The organism is Butyrivibrio sp. AD3002 (genome assembly GCF_000420905.1).
Taxonomy (GTDB): Bacteria; Bacillota; Clostridia; order Lachnospirales; family Lachnospiraceae; genus Butyrivibrio.
Map to the genome: position 1 here is coordinate 26,232 of NZ_ATVV01000029.1, position 21,129 is coordinate 47,360.

At 40.4% G+C, this 21,129-nt stretch carries 24 protein-coding genes; 3 read left to right on the forward strand and 21 right to left on the reverse strand.

Annotated elements, in window-relative coordinates:
• Positions 1-8: 8 nt before the first annotated feature.
• The 7 genes from G596_RS0116675 to G596_RS0116705 form a co-directional block, all read right to left on the reverse strand.
• Entirely contained in the window at positions 9-530 is a 522-nt protein-coding gene (locus tag G596_RS0116675; RefSeq protein WP_022762960.1) for a hypothetical protein, read from the reverse strand.
• Between the two features lie 248 nt (positions 531-778).
• Positions 779-1,393 carry a hypothetical protein gene (locus G596_RS0116680; protein ID WP_022762961.1) on the reverse strand — a complete coding sequence of 205 codons (615 nt, stop codon included), beginning with the start codon at positions 1,391-1,393 and terminating at the stop codon, positions 779-781.
• Positions 1,394-1,395: 2 nt separating this feature from the next.
• The gene (locus tag G596_RS0116685; RefSeq protein ID WP_022762962.1) at positions 1,396-1,821 is read right to left on the reverse strand and encodes a hypothetical protein; all 426 of its coding nucleotides are present in this window, start codon (positions 1,819-1,821) and stop codon (positions 1,396-1,398) included.
• A complete protein-coding gene (locus tag G596_RS22670; protein ID WP_044928955.1) occupies positions 1,818-2,324 on the reverse strand; it encodes an RNA polymerase sigma factor in 507 nt (168 codons plus the stop codon). The genes G596_RS0116685 and G596_RS22670 overlap by 4 nt, the downstream gene beginning before the upstream one ends.
• Before the next feature lie 106 nt (positions 2,325-2,430).
• Positions 2,431-3,105, reverse strand: coding sequence for a MerR family transcriptional regulator (locus tag G596_RS0116695; protein ID WP_022762964.1), 675 nt, complete (start codon positions 3,103-3,105; stop codon positions 2,431-2,433).
• 9 nt (positions 3,106-3,114) lie between these two features.
• On the reverse strand, positions 3,115-4,710 hold the full coding sequence (locus G596_RS0116700; protein ID WP_022762965.1) for a MutS-related protein: 1,596 nt from the start codon (positions 4,708-4,710) through the stop codon (positions 3,115-3,117).
• 204 nt (positions 4,711-4,914) lie between these two features.
• Complete coding sequence (locus tag G596_RS0116705) at positions 4,915-5,898, reverse strand: hypothetical protein (RefSeq protein WP_022762966.1); 984 nt, start codon at positions 5,896-5,898, stop codon at positions 4,915-4,917.
• A gap of 237 nt (positions 5,899-6,135) precedes the next feature.
• Here G596_RS0116705 and G596_RS0116710 point away from each other — a divergent pair, with 237 nt between their 5' ends.
• Positions 6,136-7,179, forward strand: coding sequence for a hypothetical protein (locus tag G596_RS0116710; RefSeq protein WP_022762967.1), 1,044 nt, complete (start codon positions 6,136-6,138; stop codon positions 7,177-7,179).
• A gap of 91 nt (positions 7,180-7,270) precedes the next feature.
• Here the strand turns inward: G596_RS0116710 and G596_RS0116715 are convergent, their stop codons facing one another.
• Together G596_RS0116715 and G596_RS0116720 are read right to left on the reverse strand one after the other, a co-directional pair.
• Positions 7,271-8,167: an alpha/beta hydrolase gene (locus G596_RS0116715; protein WP_022762968.1), complete on the reverse strand. Its 897-nt coding sequence runs from the start codon at positions 8,165-8,167 to the stop codon at positions 7,271-7,273.
• Between the two features lie 42 nt (positions 8,168-8,209).
• A complete protein-coding gene (locus tag G596_RS0116720) occupies positions 8,210-9,592 on the reverse strand; it encodes an MFS transporter (protein WP_022762969.1) in 1,383 nt (460 codons plus the stop codon).
• A gap of 188 nt (positions 9,593-9,780) precedes the next feature.
• Between G596_RS0116720 and G596_RS0116725 the strand changes: the two genes are divergently transcribed.
• Entirely contained in the window at positions 9,781-10,683 is a 903-nt protein-coding gene (locus G596_RS0116725) for a helix-turn-helix transcriptional regulator (protein WP_022762970.1), read from the forward strand.
• A gap of 64 nt (positions 10,684-10,747) precedes the next feature.
• Here G596_RS0116725 and G596_RS0116730 read toward each other — a convergent pair whose 3' ends face one another.
• Genes G596_RS0116730 through G596_RS0116740 form a run of 3 tightly spaced genes read right to left on the reverse strand, consistent with a single transcriptional unit; the run spans position 10,748 to position 12,749 of the window.
• A complete protein-coding gene (locus tag G596_RS0116730) occupies positions 10,748-11,287 on the reverse strand; it encodes a flavodoxin family protein (protein WP_022762971.1) in 540 nt (179 codons plus the stop codon).
• An 8-nt stretch (positions 11,288-11,295) separates the two neighbouring features.
• Positions 11,296-11,760, reverse strand: coding sequence for a cyclophilin-like fold protein (locus G596_RS0116735; RefSeq protein WP_022762972.1), 465 nt, complete (start codon positions 11,758-11,760; stop codon positions 11,296-11,298).
• Positions 11,757-12,749 (reverse strand): alpha/beta hydrolase, encoded by a 993-nt coding sequence (locus G596_RS0116740; protein WP_026671400.1) that lies wholly within the window; start codon positions 12,747-12,749, stop codon positions 11,757-11,759. The genes G596_RS0116735 and G596_RS0116740 overlap by 4 nt, the downstream gene beginning before the upstream one ends.
• Before the next feature lie 134 nt (positions 12,750-12,883).
• Between G596_RS0116740 and G596_RS0116745 the strand changes: the two genes are divergently transcribed.
• Entirely contained in the window at positions 12,884-13,756 is an 873-nt protein-coding gene (locus G596_RS0116745; RefSeq protein WP_022762974.1) for a LysR family transcriptional regulator, read from the forward strand.
• 8 nt (positions 13,757-13,764) lie between these two features.
• Here G596_RS0116745 and G596_RS0116750 read toward each other — a convergent pair whose 3' ends face one another.
• The 9 genes from G596_RS0116750 to G596_RS0116795 all read right to left on the reverse strand — a co-directional run bounded on the left by G596_RS0116750 (position 13,765) and on the right by G596_RS0116795 (position 20,951).
• Positions 13,765-14,736, reverse strand: a complete 972-nt coding sequence (locus G596_RS0116750; RefSeq protein ID WP_022762975.1) for a phosphotransferase enzyme family protein — start codon at positions 14,734-14,736, stop codon at positions 13,765-13,767.
• A 10-nt stretch (positions 14,737-14,746) separates the two neighbouring features.
• The gene (locus tag G596_RS22675) at positions 14,747-14,950 is read right to left on the reverse strand and encodes a hypothetical protein (protein WP_022762976.1); all 204 of its coding nucleotides are present in this window, start codon (positions 14,948-14,950) and stop codon (positions 14,747-14,749) included.
• Positions 14,951-15,360: 410 nt separating this feature from the next.
• Positions 15,361-16,803, reverse strand: coding sequence for an AAA family ATPase (locus G596_RS0116760; protein ID WP_022762977.1), 1,443 nt, complete (start codon positions 16,801-16,803; stop codon positions 15,361-15,363).
• A gap of 204 nt (positions 16,804-17,007) precedes the next feature.
• Positions 17,008-17,343, reverse strand: coding sequence for a DUF3784 domain-containing protein (locus G596_RS0116765; protein WP_022762978.1), 336 nt, complete (start codon positions 17,341-17,343; stop codon positions 17,008-17,010).
• Positions 17,344-17,410: 67 nt separating this feature from the next.
• Positions 17,411-18,022 carry a hypothetical protein gene (locus tag G596_RS0116770; protein ID WP_022762979.1) on the reverse strand — a complete coding sequence of 204 codons (612 nt, stop codon included), beginning with the start codon at positions 18,020-18,022 and terminating at the stop codon, positions 17,411-17,413.
• A gap of 167 nt (positions 18,023-18,189) precedes the next feature.
• Positions 18,190-18,378 carry a hypothetical protein gene (locus tag G596_RS0116780; protein WP_022762981.1) on the reverse strand — a complete coding sequence of 63 codons (189 nt, stop codon included), beginning with the start codon at positions 18,376-18,378 and terminating at the stop codon, positions 18,190-18,192.
• Positions 18,379-18,451: 73 nt separating this feature from the next.
• Positions 18,452-19,015 carry a histidine phosphatase family protein gene (locus tag G596_RS0116785; protein WP_022762982.1) on the reverse strand — a complete coding sequence of 188 codons (564 nt, stop codon included), beginning with the start codon at positions 19,013-19,015 and terminating at the stop codon, positions 18,452-18,454.
• Positions 19,016-19,063: 48 nt separating this feature from the next.
• On the reverse strand, positions 19,064-20,104 hold the full coding sequence (locus G596_RS0116790) for a phosphotransferase enzyme family protein (RefSeq protein WP_022762983.1): 1,041 nt from the start codon (positions 20,102-20,104) through the stop codon (positions 19,064-19,066).
• A gap of 283 nt (positions 20,105-20,387) precedes the next feature.
• Positions 20,388-20,951 carry a flavin reductase family protein gene (locus G596_RS0116795; RefSeq protein ID WP_022762984.1) on the reverse strand — a complete coding sequence of 188 codons (564 nt, stop codon included), beginning with the start codon at positions 20,949-20,951 and terminating at the stop codon, positions 20,388-20,390.
• Positions 20,952-21,129 lie beyond the last annotated feature (178 nt).

Here is a 21,129-nt window from a genome sequence, read left to right on the forward strand (position 1 = left end):
CCAAGAAGTCAGGCTTTCTTATATAATCCGAATATTGTCCTATTGTAGCTTCCCAGCTCCTTTGTAGCCGCTGCAAGATCCTTGGTGACAGCTGTCAGGTCTTTCTGGGTGGAAAGCAGCACTTCCTGCGTCTTTTTAAGCTCAGTCTGCATGGATTCAAGCTGATCGTGCTCCTTATCCGCAAGCAGTAAAAGAGCCTGTGAACGTGCGCGGTCCTCAAGCAGCGTTGAATTCTGCTTCGTCATATCCTGAAGCTCCTTCTGAAGCAAAATAATAGCATCCTTAAGGCGCTCTTTCTCCTCGCGAACCTTCTCCAGCTCCTGCTTCATATCATTATTATCATATTTTACAACGACATTTCTCTTTAGCCTGTGCTGATCAAGAAAATCACAGGCAAACTCATCAAGAACTTTGCGTTTGTCCTCGGTCTTGATATGTCCCTTAAGCTCTTCCTTATATCTGGTGGTCTGAACGCGAACAGTCTCGTAACTCACGGATCTGCTCTCGGCGTATTCTTTTAAAGTCATCATTTTTAAAATCTCCCCCACACAATATTGGAACAAGTTGTTCAAGTATATTGTGTGTATTTTTTATTTTTCCACTACTTATAGTAGTAGACTATGCAATTATATCAATCAAAACGGTGTCCTTTCAAGAGTTTGAAGGCCTATTTCTATAGCGGATTTACAAAATAAAAGAGCCCCTTCGCCGCCCCGATAGTGAGCCGGCAAAGGAACTCCTCGTAATATATATATAACCATAGGTGAAGCAAATTTAATCAGGCATTTTTCTCGCTTTTTTCCTGATTGTCTACTGTAGAAAAAGCTGTATCAATGGTGGATTTCATATCCACATAAAGTGTATTCTTTTTACCACGAATAAGTCTTAAACCCAAAACAATAATAACAACTGCAATTATTAATCTGGGAAGTGAATATACACAACCGGCCACAGCGTCATATATGAAATTCAGCCCGGTCATATTCGCCAGAGCTTCAACACCACTTAAAATAGGCTCAACAACTATATTCCAGATTATGGAAACGCCTGCAATTATCAGTACCCATGCGGATATTTTCTTCGCTGTTTCGGATTTTAAGTTTATTCCTTTTCCATCAAAGAATTCATTCCAGAAATAATCATCCTGCAGTCCCGCAAATACATCAATTCTGCAGGTAGCCATATTTCTTGCATGGAAAAAGCTGTAAAACCACAGTACAATCGGTATCATCATGAAGGCATCGCTAAGCCCGAGAAATGCAATCAGCCCCATCAGTCCGAAAAAAGCTCCCATAAGGCTGATTCCCATTTTCATGAAACCCATATACATCTCTGCCGCACCGGGCACAAATGCAAATATAAAATTAAAAAATCCTCTTTTCTGCGCTCTCATAATTAATTCTCCTTATCTGTCGAACTGTTTAAAGTTCCTATTTCAAAATGATTACTTCCGATAGATTCACTTAGCGTGTGATTTCCCAAAAAATCCGAGACATACGTTGTTGTTTCTCTGGGAACTGTCTGTCCAACCGCAACTTGTGCCTTCCATGCATTATAGTTGTCGTTCGCTGAAAGGAACGGTGAAACGATCAAAAATAGAATTGCAGCAGCCATCGCCAGACAAACTTGAAATCGGAACCTTGAAAACTGTTTCTTTCTCTCTTCAAAAGAAATGACCGTTGATTTTGTCTCCGCCTCTTGGATTCTCTTTAGAACCTCTGCTTCAAAACTGATAGGAGCTTCAAGCAGTCCTGACTCTTCGGTGGAATCAATGAGCTTTTGCAGTTCATCGTCGCTTAAATATTTAAATTCATCATTCATGCTTCCAGCCACTCCTTTCTATAGGATTTTTTCAGCATTTCCTTTGCCCTGAAAATTCTTGTCTGTATAGTCTTAAGATTGTCGCCTTTTTCTTCCGCAATCTCTTTTGCTGTACGCCCTTCAATAAAATGTTGCATCGCTATGTCGCTGTAGGCTTCCGGAAGCTCCTCACAACATTTTGAAAAGCTGTTCATAACATCTTCTGCTTCATATATATCCGCCGGATTGTTGCTGGCTGTCATCCCCATTACCGCGGCGCCTTCTGCAGGCTCCGGCATCTCATCCTCTGCCGTGGGAAGCGTCTTTGCGGCTGAACTTCTGAGGTAATCAGTGCACTTGTTTGCCGCAATTCTGCAGAGCCAAGCCTTTTCATTATTTCCATCGAACTGATCCATGTGCATATATGCCGAGAGGAAGGTCTCCTGTGCAATATCCTCCGCGGTGAAGTAATTGCCGGTCATCCTAAGGCAGATGGAAAAAACAAGGTTCTTGTACTCACTCATCCAACGTATTAAGTTTTCATTCGCCTCTATTTTTCCCACCTCCTTTCAGCTTTTCCTGCTCTCATTACATATAACGAGTGTAACACAGATAAGTCTTCATAATTTTCTAAGAAAATATTTTTGTCTTATGCAAAATATTAACAAATGCAGATATCAGCATAATTGAATAGATAATCCAGATTAGTGACATCATCAGATTTCCCTGCCCATTAATCAGGCGAATGATATTTAAAATCAATTGGATTAGCGGAAATATCACCATGATAATCACAATTCCAACCGCCAAAAGACGCCTGCAGAGCGCATTTTTCATTAGATTGAAAAATATGGGATATCCAACGAGAGACTCAAATCCGGAATTCAGGCTGATCTCATCAAGAACAGGCAGAATGTCGGGGAATCTCTGTCCCCGGCTCTCTGCCTCTGCAACATATGAAATATATTTATCGGTATCGCTCTCTTCGTAGCCATCTTCGAGCATCTTTTTGCACAGTTGTATTGACCCTTCAACTTTAAGTCTGTCCTCTTCGAGTCTCTGCATCTGTAATCCCAAGAGTTCCCCGATATCCTGCTCATTATCGAGCATTTTCCTGATATCCTCCACCGGCATATCTATTTTTCTGAAAAGAACGATCTTTTTTAATCTTTCTATATCTTCGGGTGTATAGTCCCGATAGTTGCTGTCTTCTCCCCTTTCAGGATTTATGAGCCCCTTTCTCTCATAAAACCTGACGCTGCTTACATCAAGCCCAGCGGCGCTTGCAGCTTCACTTATTTTCATACCTGATCCTCACGCAATATTCTGATCCTTTAATGTTTTTCTGGCGGTTTCCACCACTTCCTTCGGAAAATCATAGCATGAAAGCAGATCAATTGCATTAGTGCCTTCGCCAAATCCTGATTTTATCCTGTAATCGAAGTGGATTCCTTTGTCGGTAAGCCTGCTGTCAAAATGGTAGCCCTCGTATTCATCACTAAGTCTCTCTGCAAGCTCACTGTCATGTGTTGATACGATAACCATTCCGCTTTTTTTACATAAATAGCGAAGTACGGCCTCTGATGCGGCAAGTCGCTCTTTGTTATTCGTCCCTTTCAGGATTTCATCTATAAAATACAGAACGCATCCCTTCTTCTGCGATTCATCCAACATTCTTTTAAGGTATTTTACTTCTCTTACATAGTAGCTTTCTCCGGTGGTAACATCATCACGAACAGCCATTGAGGTCATAACGGTGCTTTTGGGAAACTCCGCTCTCGCACCGCAGCAGGTGAATATTGACTGGGCAAGAATTGCATTGACTGCAAGTGCCTTCATAAAGGTACTCTTACCCGAAGCATTTGCTCCCATTATCATGGAGCCGCTGTGTAAGATTACGTCATTGGGGACGGCATTCTCTATAAGAGGATGATAAATATCATCTGCTATAATTGTGCCGGTATCTATAAAGTTCGGATAACAGTGTATCGGAAGACTTTTCCTGAAGGATGCCACCGATATCCCGGAATCTACCGCTCCGGCGAAGGCATAGAGGTCCATCACTGCCTTCTCGTTCCCTCTGATGGTTCTCACAATCTTATTAAAAGAGACCAGGTCAAACAGAGTAATTCCCATAATATACATCGCCAGTGCTCCCTGCGGATCCACTGTCGCATATTTTCTTTTTGAAATCAGCGATCCCGACATCCTCCTGATAGAGTGAAGCCTACTAATATCCTCTCTTATGACCTCATTTCCTGGGAAATCCGGAGTACATTTACTCTTCAAAAGCTTTTCACATACATTGATAAGACTGCAGATTCCGTACAAGCAATCCATCATATGCTCAGACTGAGATTTTTCCCTCATATATATGAACATATTTATGCCGGCAACTCCTAAAAATGCCAGCATTAATTCACTGCTATGCAGTACAATTCCCAAAATTAAAAACAAAAATAACAATGCCTGCAAGATGCGATATGCCCATGCAAATTTGAATTCATAACCTGCCAAAATATGTATAAGCTGTGGCATATAATAACAATCGTTTCTTTTACCGAGACCCATTAGAAGCTCTTCCGCTTTTACTCTTTCTGTCTCGTTGTTTTCATAGAAACTGACCGTATCCCCAAAGCCTTCAGCCTCCTCCGCATCAGTACAATGCAGTCTGTGGTACAAAACCTGCTCCCCGACGTAGGATCTTGTGTGATTTATCCTGAAAAAAACGTCATCCATCTCAAGGTCATTCCAGGTAATATCATCAACAGTGCCTTCCCCCACCTCGTCATGGTACTTGGCAATTAGTTTGATTCTATCCTTTCTCATATAGTGATAAGAATCGTGAAGAGGGTTTCTTCCGAACTGCTTTTTAATTAATTCCTGCTGCTTTCTTTTGTTTATGAACATGACTTTTTCCTCCTGATATGCGAAAAATACACCCTTCACCAAGTGCAGAGTCAACAAAATCCTGAAAAAAATTTAAAAATTACAGTTATTATTTTATGAATGAGATTTTGGGGGCAAAAAGAAGGCTCCGATGATTCATTCATCAGAGCCTCAGTTAGATTTATAAAAATCTCATGTTTTTATCAGCACATCAGTATTACTATTTTATGCTGTGAAGTTGATTGAGTCGATTATGCTTGCCAGTGCATCGGATACTTCCATATCCAAAAACTCATTGCCACTCTTGTGCTCGGTGCATTCAAACATAAGTGTTCCACCCATGTAATCTCTTACAATTGCTGTCATATAGAGTCCTGAGCCCTCTTCTGTAGTAGGAAGCGTTACCCAATAGCCTGTGACATCGTCTGTGCCGGGGAAATTTCCTTCAGATACTGTTGCGTCTGCGCCCCATGTCTTAGCAAGGTCGTCAGCGGTTTCTTTTGCATTCTTTTCCACAGAGTAAGTAGCAGTAATCATGTTTGTTCCGGCACTGACTCCGGTGTATACGAAAGTGGTTACAGGGCCGCCGCCATTTACTTCGAAGGAAGCGGGATCATACTTTACGCTCCAGCCGTTTGCATCATTATAAACATAGTCATTATCGATTGCCTTACCTACATAATTCTCTGCATCAAAGCTTTCAGGATCAACATCTGTCTGAGGTACAAATACAAGCTCTAAGCCGTCATCATAGTGACCTTTTACTGCGCCGTTCTCAACAGCGTCTACTGTGAAGATCTCTTCTCCCATTGCATCCATTCCACCAAAGGAGAACTTTACGGTACCACCTTCCTGCTCGCAGCAGAAGGGTAATCCGATGCCTTCATGCTCTCCGTCTGCTGTATAACCTGCTCCCTCATCATCAAAAACATAGAAATATGTAAGATCGGGATCCTCAGCTTCTTCTGCATAATTTACATACACGCCTCTTTCGAAGTACGGTGCCTCGAGCTCTGTGCTGCTCACTGCTATAACTTCCTTTGTATCTTCCTCTGAATCAGTCACTGCAACTGTATCTTCTGTAGCAGTCTCATCACCACCTATACCAACAAAAGCTGCATCTGCGTTTCCACATCCTGCAAGTATAAAGAGTGCCATTGCTGTTCCAAATGTTACTGACAATACCATTTCTACAAGATTCCTTTTCATTTCTATTTCCTCCGTATGAGATATTTAGCTGTTCTATGTCGTTTTCGTTGTTTTCTTTATCTGTAACACATCTTATCAGGAGAAATATCACACAATTATCACAGCACTTTTCATTCTGCAAAAAATACCACGTAAAGGCATGAAATGAGGGACATTTGTAGGACATTATTTGGTAATATATGTATTGATTACTTATATTAATACATGATTAAAACATGTGAGGAGGAGAAAAAGTATATGAAAAACAGATTGATATCTTCTATTATGATGGCGACACTGGCACTAGAACTTGTCGCATGCGGCGGCGCAAAGGATACAGATACTTCTAAAGAGGAAGCCGCTGTTACGGAGCAGCAGGAAGACGCTGCAGAAGAAGCATCTTCAGAAGAGGCAAGTGCAGAGGAAGAAGCTTCAGAAGAAACCGCAGAAAGTGCTGAAAATACAGAGATCGCCAATCCCTGGAGAGAATGCACCGAGGAAGAAGCAAATGCCGCTTGTCCCCGCTTATTCAAGGCACCGGAGGATGCAGTTGTAAACGGGTGGAGCCTTATGGATGCGAACAGCAATGAAAACGGAGTTCCCGGAGCACTGGTAGAGCTCGATTTTCGTATGGAGGGCATGGATTATACAGCCAGGGCACAGTATGGTGTCGGCGAAAATGAGGATATTTCCGGTATCTATTATGACTGGGATAATACAGAAGATATTACCTTGGCAAACTGGGGTGAAGGCCACATGCCGGCTAAGCTCAGCAGACATATTGAAGATGGCTGGATGATAGATCTTTGCACCTGGTACGACATAGAGATCGGAATTGCTTACTCACTTTCAGTAGAGGCAGAGGATCTTGAAGGCTTTGATCTCCAGGCAATCGCTGAGCAGATGTACAGCGCAGAAAACGAACCTTATGTAGGAGAACCCGAAGAAGGTGAAAGCCAGGGCCAGGTACAATCATTTGAAGGCCAGTATTATGCCGGACGCGGCAACCTCAGCATCACCGGACAGGGCGATGACACCTATCTCATTGAAGTATGGTGGGGAAGCAGCGCATCAGAGCACAGCGAATGGGTAATGCACGGAACATATAATGAAAGCACACAAACAATTACCTACAGTGACTGCGAAAAGCATGATTTTGTTTTGAATGAAAACGGCGAAGTTGATACCGATGATATTGCATACACAGACGGTTCGGGCAGTATCAAGATTGTCGATGACAGCTCAATAATCTGGACAGACGATCAGGATCATATCGCAGACGATTTAACTTTGGAAAGATAATATTATACGTTATAAAAAATATAAGAGTTCTAAAACTGTGATGTTTTAGAACTCTTATTTTTTCATTATATATAGCGCTGACAGTGCAGTCTTACATCAGATTTCTGAAGAATGCTGTCTCATCGTCATTGCACTGTGTTGCTTCCGTAAGCCTCATATTGCAGTGGAATACATGTCCAAGTTCTCCATTGGGACTCGTATAGTACTTGCAGGTAAAAGGCACGGAATTATTTATCATAACAGCTGCCATCTTGGGAAGCTCATTATTTAAGAAGTCTCCTGTTGCAGACATAAGGAATGACGGAGGATACGCATTTGTTATATATTTTCCCGCATTCATAACATCAAGATCTTCCTCTGTTACCCTCTTACCGAAAAGATCATCCATGAGATTTCCCATGTTTTCATCTGTTTCGCTTACAGATTTAATCTCAAATGCTGCACAGTTAAATGCAATACCCTTGAAATTAAACTTATCGGATACTGTAAAGTCGAATTTCTTCGAATATTCCTTATTTGTAAGGAAAGCAGCTGTTATGCCTATAAGCGTACCGCCTGCGGAATCGCCTACACCAAAAACATTGTTAAGATCAAATCCGTATTTATCCTCGTTCTCTACAATCCAGTTTGCAACTGCGCAAGTATCCTCCAGACTTGAAGGGAATGTGTATTCCGGTGCAAGTCTATATGAATAACAAACTACTGCGAAACCTCTCTGGCAAAGAGATGCAGAATAGTATTTGTAAACTTCCTTATCCCCATATACCCAGCCACCGCCGTGAATAACTACAATCACGGGGAGTTTTTTATCTTCCGGAACATCTGCCGGTCTGTATACATCAAGCATCTGCCACTCGGGATGTTCACCCTTATCACCGTATGTGATATCAGTATATCTTTTTACATCGGAAGGAATTTCAAGTCCTTCATCTCTTATGGCATCGCCTTTAGCAAAATTTGTTCTAATAAATTCGCTTGCTTTTGACATTTCTTTACCTCTTATGATACTAAAATTCTAAATTCTTTACTCTTAATATTCTGCTACTGCTCTCTTAGCTTCAAGATCTCTCTGGATCTGGCCGATGTGCTTATCAATGTTCATGATGATGCACAGTGCCAGAACAACAAGTGAAAGGATTGCTCCGAAGTATCCATAACCGAAACGGATAGATGCAAGAGCTGCCTCTGTCTGAACCTCTGCTGTTCCAACATAACCACCGAAAGCGATGATCCATGTGCAGATAGCAGAACCAAGACCAATACCAACCTTCATACCAAAGCTTGTGCAGCTGTTTACAAGACCTTCTGAACGAACGCCTGTCTTCCATTCGCCATAGTCAACTACGTCAGCTGTTGTAGCAAAGATACCTGACATGATGGGGCCTGTACCAAATCCCTTAACAATAAGTCCGACAACTACAAGAGGAAGATTTGATCCTGCAGCACCGATGAGTACTGAACCCAGAGCCATGATAACAGCACCTGTTATCATAAGTTTTCTCTTACCAAACTTAGCTACGAGTTTAGGCATTGCAAGGTTTACGATCATTGCCGGTATTGTTCCCGCAACAGATGTCCATGAAAGGAATGCGATGTTACCAAGTACGCTGTTGCAGAAGTAGTATGTCATTGAACCTGTTGCAACTACATTGATGTATAAGAACATGAACATAAGTGCCTGAATGAAGAAGTATTTATTCTTTAAAAGTGCAGGAAGTGCCTTGGAAAAAGGTACCTGCTCTACTTTAACATTTCCGTCCTCTCCTGCGTCTACATGCTCTCTGACTCCAAGGAAGCAAAGAATGCACATTACGCAAGCGATTGTTCCATATATAGCTGAGATTGATCTCCAGCCCATGCTTGCAATAAGGTTAGCTGTGATAACGTTTGTAATAAGTGATGTAACCTGAGTCATTACAAATCTGATAGATGCTGTCTGAGCTCTGTCCTGTACATCAAGTGTCATACGGCTGAGAAGTGCATTATAAGGCAGGTTGTTTGCTGTATAAATAATGCAGTTCTGGAAAATGTAAGTAAGGTAGATATATACCAGTTTGCCGCTGGCACCAAGCGATGCCGGTACATTGAATATCATGAAAAGCGATATTCCCATAAGCGGTGCTGTCCACAAGAGCCAAGGTCTTGCTTTACCATATTTTGTATTGGTCTTATCAACAAGTGCACCCATGATAAGATCTGTTATACCGTCGAACACTCTGCACAGGAGCATCATTGTTCCGATGGCTGCAGCAGCGATTCCAACTGTGTCTGTATAATAACCTGTCAAAAAGGATGAGGCCAGAGCAACTATTACATTAGCTCCGCAATCTCCGATACCATATGAGAACTTCTCACTGAATGAGAGACGCCCCTGTTTTTCCTGTTGTTGTTCTTCATAAATTATTGCTTCCATTGTAACCTCCAATCTTATATTTGGAAACCATATCCCGTTCAACGAATCTTAATATATAAAAAAATGGCAGGTTACTCTTTACATTCCTTGTCATAAAAATTACGTTTTCTTGACATTAATCAAAAATACACTATAATGACAAATATTGCGATTTTAATTATTTAAAACATATATAAAAAGGAAAAATCATGTCAGATATGCAAAGCAAGGACATATCCTACGAGGTTGTCCATTACCACACAGAGCTGCCCTTCAAAATACTAAATGTTCATAAAAAGGACTTATACCCAAATAAAGATCTCTCTGCGGTCAGCGATGTCCTCGACCACTGGCACAACGAGCTCGAAATAGTCTATTCTTATTCAGATGATGGCGAATATTTTACAGACGGAATCGCCCATCCCCTGAAAAAAGGTCTGTTTATCATCGTCAACACTCGTAGTATCCATAAGGTAATCTCAAACAGGACAACACCTTATGATAAACTGCCCCCGACACTTACGACTGTACTTCAGATAAGTGACTCATTCCTTCGCAATTACATCCCAAACTTCGACGAACTTTACTTTATTCCTGTTTTTAAACCCGGCGAAGAAAGACCCGCCGAAATAATGAAGGATCTCGCACAATATGCAGATGGCAAACCGCTTACCAAGTATGAAAACATGCGTCTTTTAGGCCTTGTTCATGAGCTTTTATATTTCATCTGCAAAGATGATCTGAGCCTGAAAGATACTGAGATGCCCGAAAAGAGCAGAAAGAACGCTGATATCCTGCGAAAAATCATTTCATATACTGAAGAAAACTATGACGGTGCCATAAATGAAATGTCTGTTGCCGAGACTTTCGGTTATTCCGCCAGCTATTTTTCCAGATTTTTCAAGTCAAATATGGGAATAACCTATAAAGAATTCCTGACACGAATGCGCGTCAATGCTGCAAAGGACAGTCTGGTACAAACTCAGAAGTCAGTTCTGGAGATTGCCATGGACTGCGGCTTCTCAGACTCCAGAGGCCTTATAAATATGTTCAATAAACTCGAAGGCATAACGCCTCTTCAGTACAGAAAAAAATATGCGGAAACTGTGTAGAGAAAATATCACGCACTGGCATCCCTGTAGTATTTTGCCTGTGCCTCAAATTATGCGCAACTGCTTAGATTGATTTTCCCATAGCATAAGCTTCATCCAACGCCTTATGCCCTTCAATCTCACCACGCTCATTTACGCCGCCGGCAAAAACTTTTCCCTTAAACTCAGCCTTTTCAAAGCAATCAGTCCAGCCGTTAACACCACTGACCGCTTTTTCATCTGTATAAGCTTCATCCTCTGCCGCTGTAGATAACAGATAAACCTCTCTGAACTTGTAATCCCTTGGATACAGGGAATTAGCCCTGTCGATCATTGTCTTCATTTGCCCGCTCATCTCGTAATAATAGATTGGTGTAGCCCATACGACAACCTCTGCTTCTAGAATCTTTTCAGTTATCACATTGGCATCATCAGGGATAACGCATTTTCCCAACTTCTGGCAAGCAAAGCAGCCGGTGCAGAAGCTAATCTTCTTGTCCTTTAGCGAAACAATCTCCACATCATTTCCGGCATCCTTAGCGCCTTCTGCAAAGCTCTCAGCCAGGATATCCGAATTGCTTCCCGTTCTAAGGCTTGTTTCAATTATCAGAACCTTCTTTGCCATATCTCCTCCTATTCAACACTGAGTGTGATCGTAACATCACCGTTGCTCAGTAGTTCTTTTAATTCATTTTCAGACAAGTTTACCCTTCCGAGCCTTGTATATGCCCAGGAATTGGAACCGTAAAAGACTACCAGCTGATTTCCGGAATACAAAACAATATCTCCCGCTGTTGTAGTTGTCTGTTTATCATCTCTCGTGATACTCTTTCCGATAGATCCCACCTGCTCAAAGTCGCCGTACATCGACATTGATATTGTCAGTCCTGATACAGCAAGACCCTTAAGCTCCTCCACGGAAGCATTTTCTTCCCAGGCAACATCTACACTTGTATCTCCAATCTTCATCAGCAAAGTCTTCATGTCATTCACCTCCATTTCATATGGATAGCTATAGGCATCAGCTGTACCACACGCCGTTGCTCCCGGCATAAGAAATACAAAAACGAACAGTATAAATGCTATTCTTATCTTCATACATATTTCCTTACAAACTCTTCGATATGGTTAAATGGGATCACATCAAGATTATCATACAAATCAGTATGAACAGCATCCGGAATGATCATGAGTTCCTTATTATCCGTATACTTGCTATCCTTTATCATATTTGCATAGGCATCCTTCGAGAAATAGCAGGAATGCGCCTTCTCTCCATGAATGATGAGCACTGCGCTTCTGATCTCATTTGAATACTTAAGGATAGGCTGATTCATAAACGACTCACATCCGATCACATTCCATCCTTCATTGGAGTTAAGGGATCTTTCATGATATGCCCTGCCCTTATAGTATTCGCTGTAATCTTTCACAAAGAACGGAACATCCTCCGGAACAGGAAGTGGCAGGCATCCTCCTGCACGTTTATAGGAACCGTTCTTTAAATCTTCCAGGCGCTGAAGAGCCATTGTCTTCCTGTTCTCATATCGAGCTTCTTCTGAGTCTTCCGAATCAAAATATCCGTTTGCATTTACTCTGGTCATATCATACATTGTTGAAACCACGGTAACTTTAATGCGTGGGTCTAATGCAGCAGTGTTAAGAGCCATTCCGCCCCAGCCGCAGATTCCAATGATACCGATGTGCTCCGAATCCACTTTTTCATTCAGGCTCAGGAAATCAACCGCCGCCATAAAATCCTCAGTATTAATATCAGGAGATGCCATGTATCTCGGCTCGCCGCCACTCTCTCCGGTATATGAAGGATCAAAGGCAATCGTCAAAAATCCCCTCTCCGCCATAGTCTGTGCATAAAGCCCGGAGCACTGCTCTTTTACTGCTCCAAATGGTCCTGATACAGCAAGTGCAGGAAATTTCCCTTCTGCATCCTTGGGTTCATACATATCTGCTGCAAGTGTTATGCCATAGCGGTTTATGAAGGTCACTTTACTGTGAAGGATCTTATCGCTCTTCTCAAATGTCTTATCCCACTGGGGTGTCAGGTTTAATTTTTCAGTATTCATCATCTCTTTATTCCCTGTTTGTGTTGTGTTTTCATCTGACATCCTCAGTATAATCCATGTACAATCTCTTTGCTAATGGTTATAATGAATATCATGATATTCATTTTGGGCATATCATTTTATTTAAGGGGATTCTTATGGAAATAAGGAATTTAAGATATTTTCTTGCCGTCGCAAGAGAAGAGAACATGTCACGAGCCGCAGAATTACTTCATGTCACACAGCCTACTCTTTCCAAGGCATTAAAAAGTCTTGAAGAAGAACTAGGAAAAAAGCTTTTCACCAGACATAGTTTTTCCATCAAACTCACAGATGAAGGAATGCTTCTACGTGACCGTGCTGAGGATCTTGTGTTAATGGCAGATAAAATCGAGCAGGAATTTGTCTCCTTGGATGATATCACAGGTGGAGACATATACTTTGGTCTGGCGGAATCCTATCAGATCTGTCATCTTGCCCGAGAGATTAAAAAGCTAAAAGACAGATATCCTTCCTTCACCTACCACATCACCAGCGGTGATACTGAGCAGGTAACAGAAAAGCTTGATAAGGGGTTACTGGATTTTGGCGTAATCTGCGAAACACCTAACAAAGATAAATATGACTATGTCACATTCCCTGATACTGACCGCTGGGGTGCTATTATCTTAAAGAGTCATCCCCTGGCAAAGAAAAAGAGCATAAAAGTAGCCGACCTTATAGGACAGCCACTCTTCTGCTCTGAACAAAGCTGGAATATCGAGATACCGGAATGGGCCGGGGAGAATTTTTCCAAGCTCCACCTGGAAGGTTCCTTCCGTCTTTCTTATAATGCATCAATGTTTGCCAAGGAAGGCCTGGGTATACTTCTGACCTTTGAGCATCTGATAGACTGCTCCGAAGAAAGCGACCTTGTATTCCGTCCACTTTCTCCCAAGCAGGAAACAACGCTATATCTGATCTGGAACAAGTACCAGACCTTCACACCTATTGCAGAAAAATTCCTGGCACAGGTAAGGGAGACGTTTTAAATTCGGAGTTATCCTTGCACATGTAACAGATAAAAATCATCCGCATATATTCGCTCTCCCTGCACATATGGGATCAGGTTTTCCTTATTCCACCGTTGCATTCTCGATGCAAACCACTCTTGCTTACTCCACTGTTCATAATGAATTCCGAGACAATCTAACAAGGTAAGTACAAAACAGGCATCTAACACATCGTAACGGATCGTACCGCCTGTATTCTGATATCCTTCTGCCATTTGTTGCCTACGCGCCAATGATCCGCCGATATTTCCAAACAGAACAGCAAGATCATACATCGGATGTCCCATACCGAAAAAAGAAAAATCAATAGGCACAAGCCCATTCGGTGTTTGCAAGATATTCGATGCAGACAGATCCCCATGGATCATCTGAAATTCATCCTGCACGTTTTCCAATACAGCTCCGGCATGATCACAGCACTTTTGCATGATCAAAGAATACTCGTTGCTTAACCCCAGATTTTCCAGTGCCTGAAATCTCCTTTTCGTGCATTCGCAATGTTGCTTTCCATAGGTTTTTACCGGTGATACCCGGAATCCCTTTGCCTTCTGATGCAAACGCGCAAGCATATCACCTATCTGATAGCAGATTGCATCATTCAACTCAAGCTTGTCTAACGATTCGCCATCCAACCATTTCGAAACCGTAACATATGTACCATTCTGTAACTTTGTAATGAGTTCACCATAACGGTTTTCAACAGCTTCGCGTATCTGCATGCTCTGTTTCTTTAAGTAGGCTTGAAAATCAAGTTCTGACTTATATATCTCGACACGATCAACACCGTCGTAAAAAAACTCTGCTGAAAACCCCTCTGTCGGCTCATGTATTTGCAGCAAATACTCGTTTCCCACGCGATAGGTCAGATTCTCATTGTGTCTCAGCAATTCTATTTCTGTCGCTGTTATATTGTAATGAGCTAACGCTTCTAAAGCTTTTTGTCTGTATTCTATCGTCATAAGTATTACCTTAAACCGAATACCCCAAGTTAATATCAAATGGAGAAATCAGCATTTTTTGCAAATCTTTATAGAATCTCTTGAAATACTTGAGTGATATGCAGCCTTCACATTTAAGCTGATTTGCGGTCATTTCCTCAATCTTAGCTTCGAATTGCTCGAGTTTATCGGGCTTTACCTGAAAGAGTTTCATCTCAATAAATGTCTTTTTCATTATGCATTCCTCTGATTATTTTTTCATTTATATTCCGATAGAACTAAGTCGCTGCGCGACGGCCTGCCAAGGCTGTGGCGCAGCGTTTCTTTTACTCAAAAAGCAGTAGATAGTGAAACTATGATGATGTATGTTTAAGTTACCACACAAAAACCGAACATTACCAAGACCACTACTACTGCCATGAAAAGCGTATCATTTATCATTACTTCATACAAGCACTTTCATTGTTAAGTTGAATTGCCCCAAGTTCGAGTTCCATACGCGTTCCCTCCTGGTCTAGTCAGACTAAACTACATTTCCGGTCTAGCCTGACTAGACCGGAAATATCAAGAAAAAAATTTATATTGAACAACTCGCCACCAAATCATAATGTTTTAACATGCATTTGGGGGCGAGTCATCCAGCACTCATCGAAATAGATCTTCTAACAGCACTTGGTTATCAACTATATCACTATAGCTATTTTCCTTGACTCCGTAGCTGGTAACAAATGTGCATCGAAGAGCTTTTTTAGTATTCATCTGTTTTTTAAACAAGCTTGTACGTTCCCTAATAGTATCTGAATACTTTCCAGTTATTGTGTATTCATCCTGAGCAAACTTCATCTCGCATAAATTCATAACCTTATCACTTCTGTCGATTATTAAATCAATCTGCCCGCCTTTCCATTTAGTCCCATCTGAATCAACAAACGCCTTCTCGCTCCAAGCGTACACATTGCTTAATATTCCAGATATTCCAAGCTTCATCTTTATCTGATCAATATGATGTAGACAAACCTGCTCGAACGCATACCCTGCCCATGCATTAACTTCTCCGGTTCCAGCAATATTCGTCCAATAGTTTTTATCCTGTCCATTACTTCTTTTAACAAATCTAAGATGAAACAAAGTGAACATATCTGTTAACTGGTAGATTTTGCCCTTCTCTTTTTTATTAGGGCAGTAATAAACTCTAATAAAGTCGCAGGAATTAAGGTTGTTTAAAATTGTAGTTAAATCTCCACCTTCAAGCTTGCATCCAGCAGAAATCTCTTCACGTGTTAGCCCAGATAATTTCTTAGATAGCAACGTTACAACTTTCTGATAGCTTACACTCTTTTTAAACAGCGAACGGAATAAGAAATCATACTCCTTTCGCAGTGGAGCATCACTGCCATAGAATAATCTGTCAACATTTACAGTAAATGGCAGTTCGTTATCAAGCATATCAAGGTAAAATGGAATGCCTCCGAAAATCATGTATGCATCAAGTACCTGTGCTTTGTTGTAATGCATCTTTTTTATCTTGTTCAGATATTGCTCAGTTTCTGCCAGTGTAAAAGGTGCCAAATAAACTGGGCGACTAACACGACCATATAGTCCCCCCTGATCACCAATCAGTTTATCTACCATCCATGTAGTAGCTGATCCACATACGTATAGTTTTAATAAAGCTTTTGCACTATCCCATGTATTCCAGAAATAAGAAAAGGCGCTCAAGAAATTACTATTTACAGTATCCATCCAAGGAAGTTCGTCCAAAAAAACCACAACTCTTTTCTTATTCAAAGACAATAAGTAGTCTTTCAAGTTGCTAAATGCTACAAACCAATCCTTGGGGATCTTACCGGTACTGTGAGACCACTTATCAATTTCGTTCTGGAATTGTTCACGTTGAACCTTGGCTGGAGTTTTGTGACTACCAACAAATTCAAAATCAAACTTCTTCCCCATGGTCTTTTTTATCAGATATGTCTTCCCAACTCTTCTTCGTCCATAAACAGCCACCATTTCTGATTTTGAAGAATTATAGTATTTTTCTATTATGTCGACTTCTTGTTCTCTGCCGATGAAATCCTTTTTATCCATGTGCAAACCTTTCTAAACATCCTTTTATGTAATTGTAACAGACCACATATTTTGAATCAACAACTTCCCCCCATAACACCAAATTTTAATAGAGTTATGGGGGGAAGTCAATTTTGAGGTTATGCAATTTTATGCAGCTCACGCTCAATTTGTGAAATTGTTAACGGTCGTTTTAAACTGGAATATATTTTCGGAGAGAACTAATTAGTCCTCATTTTGTTTGTTAATCTTCAAAGTTGATATTATTGCATAAACTATAACAATAATAAAAAATGGGATTTCCAGAAAGAACAACCTACTATTTTGCAACACAACGGCTAATCCGATAATAATAAAAATGATGCTCAGCAAATAAAAAACAACCGCAGATTGCCTGTAATATGGTTTCTTATTCATTGTCTCTCGCTGTGTTTTTGATGCATATATATACGCATTATTAAACAAGTGTCCGCGTTCACCAAAATGAAATATCGCTAAAAATATTAATGCTATGGCAATCATGAAAACAATTATTGATACTATTAATTCACCTGTGCTCATTTTTAGTCTCCTTTACATATACCATTTTATCCTGAAATATAATCCTGTCTGCGTCCCCCATAATCGCTTATCTCTTCATTTCAAAAAACAAATTAAACATAAGCGGTTGGTATATCTTACTTGTCATCCATGTCTTCTTAAAATCAGATATAGAGATTTTGCGATTATATGGCGTATTTTCGCTATTCACGTGCTCTTCCATCGAATCCACTGTATAGATGTATTCCTCATCAAATCCCACTACTGTTATGTAGTGAAGCCATCTTGAGCCAACGCCTGTCCTGGTAAGAACCACAACCGGAACACCTTTTGATACTAAATCCTTTAGCGCCTCAACATTCCCTATCCGAAGCAATACTCTCACATTATATTTTAGGCACAAAAGAACTATGCCCATTCCCGAAACGCTGCCTCTCAAAAGTTTGAAAGGAATCTGCTTATACGCAGAAAGTCCGTCTATGTCGATTCCAAGATGCCTGAAAACAAATGCTGTTGAATAGCCGCTACATTCACTCCCCTGCTGATACTCCAATCTGTTTGCAGCATCAATTAGGTATTCCTTATACTTACACTTTCTGACTATTTTGAGGATTGGAAGTCCAAATAAAATAATATCTGCAACTGTTACCCACACAAACAGCCAAATGATTTCTCTCAGGATTTTATATATTATGATCATTCTACCAAGCCACCAATTTGTTGTCGTAAATAAAACTGGAATATATTGTTTCCTTTAATGCCCTTCAATGTTGTCTGGGAAAGGTGCATCACCATATATAGTCATAGTATAACTCCCATCCTTCTTTTCCAACGCATAATACTCATATTGTGCCTCAAATATGCTGTTCACCTCATCCTCAGGCAAATTTGAATTAAATGTGACCTTGGATTCACATTCAACATAGTTACTTGTTCCGGAAGTGTTGCCATAAATCCAACTACCTCTATTACTACAAAAAGAGCTAAAAGTAGGACAGGAATCGATACTGTCGTAATTCCTATTCCTACAAAAACCTTACTAAATACCTTTTTCATACTTTCTCCATAAAATGGAATTTAATGAAATGAGCCACTAACTCCGTCCCCAACCTTAGTACACTTATACTTATCACAGAGAATGCCGTTTGATGTCCGTACAATTTCCTAGCTCATCAAAACTAAACTCCACAATCCATGGCATCAGAAATCTAATATTCTCAAAATCATCATAGCCAAAAGATTTATCATAATAATTTATAATGGTACTTAATGCTGTGCCATGACTTCCAACTACTATATTTTTTCCTGGATACTTCTTCAGAACATTATCAAGGGCTGCTATATTTCTATCTTGAACTTCCCTAAGACATTCGCCATCTGATAACTTGAAAGAGTAATTGCTCCATTGCTTTTTGGAAAAAGAGGCAAAGTCTTCTATCCAACCACTATCTACCTTTCTTTCTCTAAAGTCCTCAACTATCTCAACAGGCAGTCCATTTTTATCTGCAAAATCTTGGACAGTATCAACAGCCCTCTTAAATGGGCTTGAAATAACTATATCTATATTTTTATCAGCCAAAAAAGCAGTAACCTTTTTCCTATCTTCCATTCCACGAGGACTCAACTCACGAATTCTGTCATCATGATTATCATAATTAGGTTCTGCATGCCTTACAAAGAATACTTTTGTCATACTCACCTCTTCATTAAAACTTCTTCAATGGTAAGCTTTACTGCAATTTTATATCTCTACCTCAAAAGGTGATTCGTTATCAAAAATATCACTGTAGAAGCCAAACCAGCTAAGCCCCTCCACAAGGCACTTCACATTGTAGCTTTCTTCCTCATCGAAAACGAATTCTTCGCCGGAAGCCTTCTTTACCTCAAAGACATCAATGATATTTTCCATCAATACTGCATTGACCATCATTTCCAAATGCTCAAGTTCTTCATCGGTTATGGTACACTCAGTCCGGTATCCATTAATGACTGTCTGCATATATTTTTCCATATATGCCCGTCTTTCATCTGCGTCTTCATTCCAGGCAATCCACCCAAGACCATGGGACCATAAATTGGCAATATCATATAAATACCAGCAAGTACGGCAGTTATCAAAATCAAATACATTGATTTTTCCTGTATCATACTCAATGTTATAGTTTCCATCACTATAGTCAAAGTGAACCATTCCATAGTTTTCGGAGTTCCGCGGAAGTCTGCGCAGTTCCTCCAGAAATTCATGCAGTCTGTCTTTAACCCGACGCCCCATCTTCATATGTAAACAAAAGAAATCATCCGGGATAAGGCTCTCGAAATAGTCTTCATTGTACTTCTCGAAGAAATCAAAACGCTTATGAATCGAGCTGTAGTTCTTTGAAAGAGCATGTATTTTCCCTAAAACCTTGCCAGTAAGATAGAAGTACTCATCTATCGGAACTCCATCAATATACCGGTAAGCATGATCGGCTATCTGATCACCTTTTGCAGCCTCAAACATGGTCACTGCCATCCCATCGATAATTTCAATACGGTTACCTTTCCCTGAGGGAATTGATTCTGCCACGCTGGCTCCACCTTCAGAAAGATAATGTACATACTCGATTTCCGCCTCATAATCCTTAATGCTTCTATCTGAAAGGGAAGACACTCTGAGGACCGAATCATTTCCAATCATAAATACCAGATTCCTTCCGCCTTCATGCCCTGGGACTTCCTTGGCAGAGGCAGTATCGAATCCGTAAAGCTGTGCCGCTTTGATTAAAAGATCTTTTTTCATCATATGACTTTTTTAATCCTTTTCTTCTTGGTTGATTATCCTGAAAGATATTTACACATACTTCTTCATTATCGATACCCATTGTTTCATAACCAGTTTTGTGGGGGTAATCTTAGAGTAAACTGAAATATTTTTTTTTACACCGAATACCCCAAATTAATATCAAACGGGGCAATCAGTAATTTTTGCAACGCTTTATTGTAATTATCGAAAAAACTTTTTATGGCCTTGCCATAGTTTTCTTTAGTATCAAATTTTCTTATCTTCAAAAACGAAAATTTATATGTTACTGTACAAAATCTCCAATCTTTCCAAGCGTTTTACCAATGCTATGATACTTTCCAGAATAGATGACTGGATCCAGTACCGTAAGATCAATGTCAAATATATCTTCACATTCAAGTCTTTCATCCATCTGTATATTGCGGATATGACAAAAGAAAGTAGTTGAATCTCCAGTCTCGACAGTTCTTGCAACCTCACATTCATACACCCATCGGCTTTCATTCAATACAGGAACATCCAACACCTCTCCCCTCACAACCTCATAGGAAATATCATTTTTAGCGCCATCTTTGGCATGTTTAGAACCAAAATAATCCATAAGCGACAGCATATCTATGCTGACAAGGTTTGCACTAAAAACTCCGGTTCTTAGAACGTTTTTCTTAGTCATCTTAGTTCCTGCCATACTTATAACAAATAAATATTGGTCGCCATCTTCATGAGTTGCACTTGCCCAGGTGATAGGAGCAAAGTTTTCAGAACCATCCTCGTTATTCGTGCCAATAATAAAAGAAGGCTGAACACACATAGAATATTTAGGATCAACAGATCGTCTTTTTGCCATTTTTTCTCCTTAGATAGTAATTTTATACTGGAATATATCTTCACAGTAGTTCCCTTTTTCCGTTCAATCCTCTGAGTCTTATCTCTTCCAACTGCTCCGCCGATAGAGTTCCTGCCTTGTAAAGCTTGAGATATTCATTCTCTATAGAGCTATTGAAAATCAGAAGATCATCGGTATT

Coding starts and splice junctions, on each gene's coding strand:
- G596_RS0116770 (WP_022762979.1), bottom strand. CDS start 18,022: ATGATCATAATATATAAAATCCTGAGAGAAATCATTTGGCTGTTTGTG.
- G596_RS0116785 (WP_022762982.1), bottom strand. CDS start 19,015: ATGACAAAAGTATTCTTTGTAAGGCATGCAGAACCTAATTATGATAAT.
- G596_RS0116705 (WP_022762966.1), bottom strand. CDS start 5,898: ATGAAAAGGAATCTTGTAGAAATGGTATTGTCAGTAACATTTGGAACA.
- G596_RS0116730 (WP_022762971.1), bottom strand. CDS start 11,287: ATGGCAAAGAAGGTTCTGATAATTGAAACAAGCCTTAGAACGGGAAGC.
- G596_RS22670 (WP_044928955.1), bottom strand. CDS start 2,324: ATGAGTGAGTACAAGAACCTTGTTTTTTCCATCTGCCTTAGGATGACC.
- G596_RS0116795 (WP_022762984.1), bottom strand. CDS start 20,951: ATGGCAAAAAGACGATCTGTTGATCCTAAATATTCTATGTGTGTTCAG.
- G596_RS0116780 (WP_022762981.1), bottom strand. CDS start 18,378: ATGAAAAAGGTATTTAGTAAGGTTTTTGTAGGAATAGGAATTACGACA.
- G596_RS0116680 (WP_022762961.1), bottom strand. CDS start 1,393: ATGAGAGCGCAGAAAAGAGGATTTTTTAATTTTATATTTGCATTTGTG.
- G596_RS0116760 (WP_022762977.1), bottom strand. CDS start 16,803: ATGGATAAAAAGGATTTCATCGGCAGAGAACAAGAAGTCGACATAATA.
- G596_RS0116695 (WP_022762964.1), bottom strand. CDS start 3,105: ATGAAAATAAGTGAAGCTGCAAGCGCCGCTGGGCTTGATGTAAGCAGC.
- G596_RS0116740 (WP_026671400.1), bottom strand. CDS start 12,749: ATGATGAATACTGAAAAATTAAACCTGACACCCCAGTGGGATAAGACA.
- G596_RS0116675 (WP_022762960.1), bottom strand. CDS start 530: ATGATGACTTTAAAAGAATACGCCGAGAGCAGATCCGTGAGTTACGAG.
- G596_RS0116745 (WP_022762974.1), top strand. CDS start 12,884: ATGGAAATAAGGAATTTAAGATATTTTCTTGCCGTCGCAAGAGAAGAG.
- G596_RS0116725 (WP_022762970.1), top strand. CDS start 9,781: ATGTCAGATATGCAAAGCAAGGACATATCCTACGAGGTTGTCCATTAC.
- G596_RS22675 (WP_022762976.1), bottom strand. CDS start 14,950: ATGAAAAAGACATTTATTGAGATGAAACTCTTTCAGGTAAAGCCCGAT.
- G596_RS0116735 (WP_022762972.1), bottom strand. CDS start 11,760: ATGAAGATAAGAATAGCATTTATACTGTTCGTTTTTGTATTTCTTATG.
- G596_RS0116700 (WP_022762965.1), bottom strand. CDS start 4,710: ATGTTCATAAACAAAAGAAAGCAGCAGGAATTAATTAAAAAGCAGTTC.
- G596_RS0116765 (WP_022762978.1), bottom strand. CDS start 17,343: ATGAGCACAGGTGAATTAATAGTATCAATAATTGTTTTCATGATTGCC.
- G596_RS0116715 (WP_022762968.1), bottom strand. CDS start 8,167: ATGTCAAAAGCAAGCGAATTTATTAGAACAAATTTTGCTAAAGGCGAT.
- G596_RS0116750 (WP_022762975.1), bottom strand. CDS start 14,736: ATGACGATAGAATACAGACAAAAAGCTTTAGAAGCGTTAGCTCATTAC.
- G596_RS0116710 (WP_022762967.1), top strand. CDS start 6,136: ATGAAAAACAGATTGATATCTTCTATTATGATGGCGACACTGGCACTA.
- G596_RS0116790 (WP_022762983.1), bottom strand. CDS start 20,104: ATGATGAAAAAAGATCTTTTAATCAAAGCGGCACAGCTTTACGGATTC.
- G596_RS0116685 (WP_022762962.1), bottom strand. CDS start 1,821: ATGAATGATGAATTTAAATATTTAAGCGACGATGAACTGCAAAAGCTC.
- G596_RS0116720 (WP_022762969.1), bottom strand. CDS start 9,592: ATGGAAGCAATAATTTATGAAGAACAACAACAGGAAAAACAGGGGCGT.